Below are 7,674 nucleotides of genomic sequence, written 5' to 3'. Positions count from 1 at the left end.
CGCATCACCTGGGTGAATCCGCCGGTCAAGCGGGTCGAGTCGAAAAGCGACATCAACGACTGAACAGTCGTTACCTTAGCGGCCACGCAGCAGGACAAGTACCGCACCGGTTCCGCCCTGCGCCGGACGCGCTGACGCGAACGCGAGAACATCGTCGCGCCTGCGCAGGAGTTGCTCGGTCATATGCTTGACGACGGGGCCGCGCGATGCTGAGCGCAACCCCTTGCCGTGCACGATGCGAACGCAGAGTTCGCGGTGATCAATCGCTTCGCTGAGGAAGGCGGTGATCGCCTGTCGGGCCACCGCTACCGTCATCTGGTGCAAGTCGATTTCGGAGCGGATGCTGAATTGTCCGCGTCGAAGCTGCTTCAGCAACGACAGTGGCTGGCCGGGCTTCAGATAGAGGATTTCATCGCCCATCTCGAGCATCGCCGGATCAAATTCGTGGTTTAGCAATTCATCGCGAACCCTGGCTTCGTCCAGTTCGAACTGATGGGCCTGAGGTGCGGGACGCAACTTGTCCGGCGTGCGGTCGGATTTCCTGGCCAACGGCCGGACGTTGCCGATCGCGTCTCTGAAGAGATCGCGATCTTCCTCGGCAACTTCTGCTTCGGGTGTCTTTCGCCTGCGTGGCGGTCGCTGGCTTGGCATGGCAACGGGCAGGGGCGATCAGGATTCATGTGCACGATTGCATGGCCATTGCAGGCCTGCAAGTTCGACCGGCGCATCCTGCAACCCACGTTCAGTCTCGAGCGGTTTTTGACCGGTTTAGGACACCTGCTCATTCAGGGGGACGCGTGATTCCGGTATGATTTGCGATTCCCACAGGCTTCGAGTGCGGATCGTTGAGCGTCCCGCGTACGTTCCGCACATCAGGCCACTTCGCAGGTAGCAGTCAATGCGTGTCTTGGTCAGCAATGACGATGGGGTCGAAGCGCCCGGCATCCTCGTGCTCGCGCGTCATCTGGCGGCGGTAGGCGAAGTCGTCGTGGTTGCGCCAGACCGGGATCGTTCCGGTGCCAGCAACTCGCTGACGCTGGATCAGCCTATTCGTGTCAAACGACTCGATGATGGTCGCTACCGGGTATCCGGTACGCCCAGCGACTGCGTCTACCTGGCGCTGACCGGCCTGCTCGATTCGGTTCCTGATATCGTGGTTTCCGGCATCAACAGCGCGGCGAATCTTGGTGATGACGTGATCTACTCCGGTACGGTCTCCGCTGCCATGGAAGGGCGATTCCTCGGCCTGCCGGCGATTGCGGTTTCCCTGGCTGCCCGGGATCACAAGGGTGTGCACTACGAATCCGCCGCCAGGGCGGTGATGCTGCTGATGCGCAAGTTGCTTGTTGATCCGTTGCCTGCCGATACCATTCTCAACGTGAACGTTCCCGATCTTCCCTGGGATCAGATCAAGGGCCTTTCGGTCGCCCGCCTTGGCCGTCGCCATCGTGCGCCGGGATGCATCGAACAAATGGACCCGCGTGGCAGACCGATGTACTGGATTGGTCCCCCGGGAGAGGCCGAGGATGACGGTCCCGGCACGGATTTCCACGCCATTCGAGATGGCTATGTTTCGATTACTCCCATCCATGTCGACCTGACTCGCTATCAGGCCCTTGAAAAGGTGGGTGGCTGGGTCAGTTCGCTGAGTATGGAAAGCCACGTCGCATGAAGCCGTGCTGCCGGGTTTCCAGCGCGGGTATGAGTCGATGAGCCGGTTCGCACGCCAGCTGCCCGAGGCTCGCGGTCTTGGCATGACCTCGCAACGCGCGCGCGACCGGTTGATCGAGCGACTGCTGGAAGAGGGCATCAAGGACCGCCGCGTGCTCGACGTGATGCGCCAGCTTCCTCGTCACCTGTTCATCGACGAGGCACTCGCGACGCGTGCGTATGAAGACACGGCCTTGCCAATTGGCCAGGGCCAGACCATCTCACAGCCTTATGTTGTTGCACGCATGACCGAAGTCCTGGTCGAAGGCAACTTGCCCAAGCGTGTTTTGGAAGTCGGCACCGGCTCCGGCTATCAGTGCGCCGTGCTGGCCAGCCTGGTCGAGCAGGTCTACACGGTGGAGCGAATCGATGAGTTGCTGCGCAATGCCCGGCGCCGGTTCCGCAAACTCGGGCTGACCAATATCCGGTCTCGCCATGATGATGGTCGTCTCGGCTGGCCTGACGAGGCGCCGTTCGACGCGATCATGGTGACGGCGGCCGGTGCAGACCTTGAGAACACCTTGCTCGATCAACTCGCGCCAAACGGTGTGCTGGTGGCTCCGGTGGGACCTCCAGGCCGGCAGCAGCTTCTGCGTGTCCGGGCCGGTGAGGGCGGCTGGCATCGTGAAATCCTGGCTGCCGTCAGCTTCGTTCCATTGCTTGGAGGTGTTGCTTGAACCGACCATGCCGCAACGCAGGGAGCACGCGTACTTGAAGCTGTTCAAGCCACTCTACGAACGCGCGCTCAAATGGTCGATGCATCCTCGTGCGGAACCCTTGCTGGCCGGATTGAGCTTCATCGAGGCAATCATTTTTCCAGTCATGCCGGAAGTGATGCTTGGCCCAATGGTGCTGGCGCGGCCACAGCGATGGTTTCGCCTGGCAACGATCAGCCTGCTGTTTTCCGTACTTGGTGCGCTGGTGGGCTATGCGCTTGGCCACTACGCGTTCGAATTGGCGCGACCCTTGCTTGAGTCCCTGGGCTGGCTGGAACGCATCGACAGGCAGGTGGCCGAGTTGCGTGAAATCGCAGCCCAGAGTCCCTGGTCGGCGTTCTGGCTACTGGTCCTGGCCGGGTTTCTGCCGATTCCGCTTAAGATTTTCACCTGGGCGTCGGGCATCGTGGGAGTGCCGCTGTTACCCTACATCGCAAGCATGATCGTCGGGCGCGGCAAGCGCGTTTATCTGCTTGCAGGCGTCATACGCCTGGCCGGGCCCCGTGCCGAAGCAGCCCTGCATCGCTGGATAGAATGGATTGGCTGGGCCATTGTCGGCGTGCTGATTCTTGCCATCATCTACTTCAAGTTCATACGATAAGTGATTGATCCAAAACTTTATTACCCTGCGCGCGCTATCCTGGCCGGACTGATGACCCTGGTCGTTTGCGCGTGCGCCTCAACACCACCCGCGCCAGTGGACGATCTCAGCGCAGGAAGCAGGTCGCGCAATTCTGCAACGTCGGGGCGAGATGTGCCGGCCGGAAGCTATCAGGTCAGACGCGGAGACACGCTGTACAGCATCGCGTTCCGCAATGGTCTCGATTACAGGGATGTTGCGCGCGCAAACGATATCGGTCCGCCCTACACGATCTACGTCGGCCAGTTGATTCGCCTTGATGGAAGAGCAGCGCCGACTCGTACGTCGAGTCGATCCAGCAGTACGCGCACAGCCACGAAGGCGCCGCCACCTGCTTCGCCACCACCATCCCGCAATCCACCACCGCCGCGCAGCACGGCCGGCAACAAGCCGCCTGCGGCGCCCACGCCGGCTCCGGCAGCCCAGGCGCCGAAGCCGGTTGCGGCCGGCCCGGCAGCAACTGCAACGAGTGCAGGCATCAGTTGGCGATGGCCGGCGACGGGCGCACTGATATCAGGCTTTGTGGCCGGTGACCAGACGCGTCAGGGCATCAATATCGCGGGCACGGCTGGCGATCCGGTGCGATCGGCGGCCGATGGGGAAGTCGTATACAGCGGCAATGGCTTGATCGGCTATGGCGAACTCATCATCGTCAAGCACAGCACCTCGATGTTGTCTGCCTATGGCCACAATCGGCGCCGGCTTGTCCAGGAGGGGGATCGGGTCAAGGCGGGGCAGCAAATTGCCGAGATGGGATCTTCCAGCGCCAGTCGTGACATGCTGCATTTCGAGATTCGAACGAACGGAAAGCCGGTAAATCCGCTCACCTATTTGCCGAAGCGATGAGATGCCGGGTCATGTCGGCAGTGTCTTGCGAGCGCCGGCCATGTCCGCTTTCGCGCAGGGAAATCGGTGGCCCGGTCCGCAGACATGACAAGTGATAAAACCAAGCTGGCGGTCGAAACCGAGCCGGAAGTCGAGGAGGTGCTCGAGCTTCTTGATGCGATTGAACCGGCCGATGAAGAAGTCCGCAGTTCCACCGGCGCTTACCTGAATGAAATCGGCCTGATTCCCTTGCTTTGCGCGGAGGAGGAGTGGGCTCTGGCTGAACGCGTGCAACGCGGTGACAGCGAGGCCCGGCGGAGCATGATCGAGTCCAATCTGCGCCTGGTTGTCACGGTGGCGCGCGCCTATGTCGGCAGGGGCGTGCCGCTCATGGATCTGATTGAAGAGGGCAATATTGGTCTGATTCGTGCCGTGGAGAAATTCGAGCCGGAGCGTCGCCTGCGGTTTTCGACATATGCGGTGTGGTGGATTCGGCACGGTGTCCAGCATGCCATTTCGCATCAGGGAAGGACGGTTCGCATTCCGGTCCATGTGCTGCGGGAGCTCGCCCAAGTGCTCAAGGCCAACAGGGAGCTGATGGCCAGGATCGGGCGCACGCCAACCCTGGACGAGTTGGCGGCGGCGGTCGGCAAGCAGACCCGGGAAATTGCCGAGCTGTTCCGTGTCAGCGAACACATCAGTTCACTCGATGCGCCGATGTCCGAAGGCGATGATCGTTCGATGATCGAGCAACTGGTCGAGGAAGAGGATCCGGGTTCTGGAAATGTGGCGGATCCTGCCGGCAATGGACAGTTGCAGGACTGGCTTGCAGCCCTCATCCCGCGCCAGCGACTGGTTGTCGAGCGTCGATTCGGCCTTAACGGCGAGCCTGTGCACTCATTGGCCGATATCGCCGCCGATTTCGGTGTTTCGCGTGAGCGCGTCCGACAGATCCAGGAAGAAGCCCTGAAGCGATTGCGTCGGCTGTCCAAGCACGATCAGTCGGCCTGAGCAGAGTCCAGGATGAATGCTGCAAGCACGCGGCGACCCTCGGCGGCCAGCAGATTGTAGGTGCGTGCGGCGGCCGCGTTGTCCATCACCTCGACGCCAATGCCTTCGCGCATCAACGGCAGCAGTGCCTTTCTGTCTGGAAACCTTTGCCGGTTGCCGGAGCCGAGGATGACGACCTCTGGTCCGGTTTCGAGAATGGCCAGGACGGCATCTTCGCCAAGCTCGTCAATAGTGGAGACAGGCCAGCCCTCGACCACCTGATCGGGCGCCAGCAGGAAACTCGACTGCAGTTCGCGATCAATGATCACGATGGCATCCGGCTTCACGGCACGTACGAAGAAATAGCCTTCGGCGCGGTCATGGATCAGCTGCATGGGGCTGACGGACTACTTGGGAAGCGGCAGTTTGGGTTCCTTCTCATTTCGTCTCCACAGCGTGGCGGTGTGCCCGATGATCTGGACCACCTCGGCTTTCGACCCGCTTGTCAGCGCGTCGATCTGGGCTTTGCGCTCCTCTTTGTCGCCACCGGAAAGTTTGACCTTTATCAGCTCGTGATGGTCGAGAGCGAGGCCTAATTCGCTGATAACGTTGGGTGTGACGCCTTTCTGGCCCAGCATGACAACAGGGCTCAGGGAATGGGCAAGACCGCGCAGATAGCGCTTCTGGAACGAGGTAAGAGGCATGAACGGAGTCCGAATGCGGATGGGTGGCCGGCGGCAATAGTCGGCTTTCAGGGTATTATGGGGGCATTCTCATCGCTGATAAACGCGCAATGCGCGTAGTGACTACGCCGTGGCGCGAAGCAAATCCAGTTCTCGCTGGCTCCAGGAGCATTTCAGCGACCCTTTCGTGAAGCGCGCCCAGGCCGAGGGCTGGCGCTCCAGGGCAGTGTTCAAGCTTGACGAGCTGATTGAGCGCGACAAGCTGCTGAAGCCCGGAATGGTGGTCGTCGATCTGGGAGCTGCTCCTGGCGGCTGGTCACAAATGGTTCGCGAGCGCCTCGGCGACGCCGGACGTATCGTCGCATTGGATATTCTGCCCATGCAGGGAATCGGCGGCGTCGACTTCGTTCTCGGTGATTTTCGCGAGGACTCGGTACTCAAGCAGCTTGAAGACATGCTTGGCGGAACCAGCGTTGATCTTGTGCTTTCCGACATGGCCCCCAACATGAGCGGTGTCGGTGCAGTTGATCAGGATCGTTCGATGGGACTGGCTGAACTGGCCGCTGACTTTGCAGAAACCCATCTTGGCAAAGGTGGGGCCTTCCTGACCAAGCTGTTCCAGGGTCAGGGTTTTGATGATTACTTACGACGCTTGCGCGAACAGTATGCGCACGTCAGCATCCGCAAGCCCAAGGCATCCCGGGCTCGCAGCAACGAAGTCTACGCATTGGCCACCGGCAAACAACGATGACGGTACGGCACATGCACGAGGAATCTGGATTACGATGAATGACATGGCAAAGACTCTGCTGCTCTGGGTGGTGATCGCCGTCGTCCTGTTGACGGTGTTTCAGAGCTTCAATCCGCGGGCGGCATCCACCAAGGATGTTCCGTACTCGGAGTTCATGCAGGCGGTGCGCGACAATCGTGTGGAAGAGGTTCTCGTGCACAACGATGGCCGCACGGTCGAAGCAAAGCTCCAGGACGGCAGCAATGTCCGTACGACCCTGATCGTCACCGAGCAGTCCATGTCGGACATCGAAAAGGGCGTGGCCAAGGTAAAGGTCGAGGCGACTGATCCGCCCATGCCGCTGGTGTTGCGCCTGTTGTTCGACTGGCTGCCAATCATCATCTTCATCGGCATCCTGTTCTATTTCATGCGTCAGATGCAGGCAGGTGCCGGCGGGCGTGGCGCCATGTCGTTCGGGCGATCGCGGGCCAAATTGCAGGGTGAAGACCAGATCAAGATCACCTTTGCCGACGTTGCCGGTTGCGACGAGGCCAAGGAAGAAGTCTCCGAGTTGGTCGAGTTCCTTCGTGATCCATCCAAATTCACCAAGCTGGGCGGAAAGATTCCGCGCGGCGTGCTGATGGTCGGATCACCCGGTACCGGAAAGACCCTGCTGGCCAAGGCCATCGCGGGAGAGGCCAAGGTGCCGTTCTTCTCGATCTCCGGCTCGGATTTCGTCGAGATGTTTGTCGGCGTCGGTGCGGCACGTGTTCGCGACATGTTCGAGCAGGCCAAGAAGCAGGCTCCTTGCATCATTTTCATCGACGAGATCGACGCGGTCGGTCGCCATCGTGGTGCCGGCCTTGGCGGCGGGCATGACGAGCGCGAGCAGACCCTGAACCAGTTGCTGGTCGAGATGGACGGATTCGAGGGCAGCGAAGGCGTCATCGTGATTGCCGCGACCAACAGGCCCGATGTGCTGGATCCAGCATTGCTGCGTCCCGGTCGATTCGATCGCCAGGTCGTCGTGCCACTGCCCGACCTCAAGGGCCGTGAACAGATTCTCAAGGTGCACATGCGCAAGGTTCCGCTGTCTACCGACGTGGAGCCGCTGACCATTGCTCGCGGTACGCCGGGTTTCTCGGGCGCTGACCTGGCCAATCTCGTCAACGAGGCGGCCCTGTTCGCCGCACGCGGAAATTCGCGTGAGGTCGGCATGCAGGATTTCGAGCGTGCCAAGGACAAGATCATGATGGGCGCCGAACGCCGATCGATGATCATGAGCGACGAGGAAAAGAAGCTGACTGCCTACCACGAAGCGGGACATGCGATCGTCGGCCTGTCAGTGCCCGAGCATGATCCGGTGCACAAGGTCACGAT

At 60.8% G+C, this 7,674-nt stretch carries 10 protein-coding genes; 7 read left to right on the top strand and 3 right to left on the bottom strand.

The window, feature by feature from the left end:
- Window positions 1–75 precede the first annotated feature (75 nt).
- The gene (locus tag WBP53_RS06810; protein WP_423927239.1) at window positions 76–651 is read right to left on the bottom strand and encodes a Smr/MutS family protein; all 576 of its coding nucleotides are present in this window, start codon (window positions 649–651) and stop codon (window positions 76–78) included.
- A gap of 247 nt (window positions 652–898) precedes the next feature.
- Here WBP53_RS06810 and surE point away from each other — a divergent pair, with 247 nt between their 5' ends.
- The 5 genes from surE to WBP53_RS06785 all read left to right on the top strand — a co-directional run bounded on the left by surE (window position 899) and on the right by WBP53_RS06785 (window position 4,902).
- On the top strand, window positions 899–1,672 hold the full coding sequence (gene surE, locus WBP53_RS06805) for a 5'/3'-nucleotidase SurE (protein ID WP_423927237.1): 774 nt from the start codon (window positions 899–901) through the stop codon (window positions 1,670–1,672).
- A gap of 37 nt (window positions 1,673–1,709) precedes the next feature.
- Window positions 1,710–2,387, top strand: a complete 678-nt coding sequence (locus WBP53_RS06800; RefSeq protein ID WP_423927235.1) for a protein-L-isoaspartate(D-aspartate) O-methyltransferase — start codon at window positions 1,710–1,712, stop codon at window positions 2,385–2,387.
- 34 nt (window positions 2,388–2,421) lie between these two features.
- The gene (locus tag WBP53_RS06795) at window positions 2,422–3,027 is read left to right on the top strand and encodes a YqaA family protein (RefSeq protein ID WP_423927233.1); all 606 of its coding nucleotides are present in this window, start codon (window positions 2,422–2,424) and stop codon (window positions 3,025–3,027) included.
- On the top strand, window positions 3,028–3,912 hold the full coding sequence (locus tag WBP53_RS06790) for a peptidoglycan DD-metalloendopeptidase family protein (RefSeq protein ID WP_423927231.1): 885 nt from the start codon (window positions 3,028–3,030) through the stop codon (window positions 3,910–3,912).
- 84 nt (window positions 3,913–3,996) lie between these two features.
- Window positions 3,997–4,902 (top strand): sigma-70 family RNA polymerase sigma factor, encoded by a 906-nt coding sequence (locus tag WBP53_RS06785; RefSeq protein ID WP_423927230.1) that lies wholly within the window; start codon window positions 3,997–3,999, stop codon window positions 4,900–4,902.
- Here the strand turns inward: WBP53_RS06785 and WBP53_RS06780 are convergent.
- Together WBP53_RS06780 and yhbY are read right to left on the bottom strand one after the other, a co-directional pair.
- Window positions 4,890–5,276, bottom strand: coding sequence for an Mth938-like domain-containing protein (locus WBP53_RS06780; RefSeq protein WP_423927228.1), 387 nt, complete (start codon window positions 5,274–5,276; stop codon window positions 4,890–4,892). The genes WBP53_RS06785 and WBP53_RS06780 overlap by 13 nt on opposite strands.
- A 12-nt stretch (window positions 5,277–5,288) precedes the next feature.
- A complete protein-coding gene (yhbY, locus tag WBP53_RS06775) occupies window positions 5,289–5,585 on the bottom strand; it encodes a ribosome assembly RNA-binding protein YhbY (RefSeq protein ID WP_423927226.1) in 297 nt (98 codons plus the stop codon).
- Between the two features lie 109 nt (window positions 5,586–5,694).
- Here yhbY and rlmE point away from each other — a divergent pair, with 109 nt between their 5' ends.
- A complete protein-coding gene (gene rlmE, locus WBP53_RS06770; RefSeq protein WP_423927224.1) occupies window positions 5,695–6,315 on the top strand; it encodes a 23S rRNA (uridine(2552)-2'-O)-methyltransferase RlmE in 621 nt (206 codons plus the stop codon).
- Between the two features lie 34 nt (window positions 6,316–6,349).
- Window positions 6,350–7,674: ATP-dependent zinc metalloprotease FtsH (ftsH, locus tag WBP53_RS06765; protein ID WP_423927222.1), on the top strand; the 1,325-nt coding region annotated here is incomplete at its 3' end.

Source organism: Dokdonella sp. (genome assembly GCF_049593775.1).
Taxonomy (GTDB): Bacteria; Pseudomonadota; Gammaproteobacteria; order Xanthomonadales; family Rhodanobacteraceae; genus Dokdonella.
Note: the sequence above shows the minus strand (reverse complement) of the source record. Positions and strands in the feature narration are given on the sequence as shown.

Bases quoted from the DNA above. Each gene is read 5' to 3' on its own strand.
- WBP53_RS06810 (WP_423927239.1), bottom strand. From the start codon at position 651: ATGCCAAGCCAGCGACCGCCACGCAGGCGAAAGACACCCGAAGCAGAA.
- surE (WP_423927237.1), top strand. From the start codon at position 899: ATGCGTGTCTTGGTCAGCAATGACGATGGGGTCGAAGCGCCCGGCATC.
- WBP53_RS06800 (WP_423927235.1), top strand. From the start codon at position 1,710: ATGAGCCGGTTCGCACGCCAGCTGCCCGAGGCTCGCGGTCTTGGCATG.
- WBP53_RS06785 (WP_423927230.1), top strand. From the start codon at position 3,997: ATGACAAGTGATAAAACCAAGCTGGCGGTCGAAACCGAGCCGGAAGTC.
- WBP53_RS06780 (WP_423927228.1), bottom strand. From the start codon at position 5,276: ATGCAGCTGATCCATGACCGCGCCGAAGGCTATTTCTTCGTACGTGCC.
- yhbY (WP_423927226.1), bottom strand. From the start codon at position 5,585: ATGCCTCTTACCTCGTTCCAGAAGCGCTATCTGCGCGGTCTTGCCCAT.